Annotated in this window: 1 protein-coding gene and 1 pseudogene; both read right to left on the bottom strand. The window is 56.8% G+C overall.

Features of this window, described 5'->3' with window-relative positions:
• On the bottom strand, positions 1-560 hold a 560-nt coding region (tssI, locus tag K5E40_RS34345), incomplete at its 3' end, for a type VI secretion system tip protein TssI/VgrG (RefSeq protein WP_221734430.1).
• Positions 561-688: 128 nt separating this feature from the next.
• A pseudogene (locus K5E40_RS34340) lies at positions 689-808 on the bottom strand (type VI secretion system tube protein Hcp); the annotation flags it as partial.

Genomic DNA, 808 nt, shown 5'->3' with positions numbered 1-808 from the left:
ACCGTCTGGTCATCGCCGAAGGTCAGTTTGTGACCACTGGCGGTGTGCTGGAAGTGGTAGTGAATACCTTCTTCCTCGCACAGGCGCTGGATGAAATCGAGATCCGATTCGTCGTACTGCACGCAGTAGATGCGCTCTGGGTAAATCGCGCTCAGCTGGAAGTGATAATCGCTGGCGAGGATGCCGTGTTCTTCCAGCACCTGGCTGATGATCTGCTGCACGGTCATCTGCTGGAAAATGCGCTGATTGACCCGGTGCGCCAAGTACGCCAGTTGCGGGCGCAGGGAGATTTTGTAGCGGGTCAGGCGCTTTCCGGCCTCGCCCTGGGCGATGCTATAGACCAGCCCGTGAATGCCGGTGCCGGTCGGAGACAACTGAAGAAACGCCAGTTTGTGCAACACGCTTTCGAGGTTGATCGCAGCCTTTTCGCTGACCAGTTCCAACTCGAATTCGAAGGGGGTGTTGAGTGCCTCCCGGCCGGTAAACGACAAGACCTGGAAATCGGTTTCCACGCCATCGACGGTCAGGTTGAAATGAGGCTGGTTGGCCGGTGAGAACATCCCTTGTTCCTCGCACAATGCTGCGACGCGCAACAGCCGGTTGGCGGGCTATTGACGAAAAATTCTTTAAGTAGTGAGTGTGCCTCGACCGGCGAAACCGGCCGAGACGGTACAACCATCAGCCGCGATTAAACGACTGGAGCACGCCAGTCATCGGAACCCGAAGTACCGGATACTTCGTGAGTCCAGGTGATTTTGCGGTAGGTGAACTGCACTTCTTCCAGGTGGGTGAAGTGCGAGTTGCCTGG

Origin of the sequence: Pseudomonas baetica (assembly GCF_019733355.1) — a bacterium.
Lineage (GTDB): Bacteria > Pseudomonadota > Gammaproteobacteria > Pseudomonadales > Pseudomonadaceae > Aquipseudomonas > Aquipseudomonas baetica_A.
This window is presented reverse-complemented; position numbering and strand designations above follow the sequence as displayed.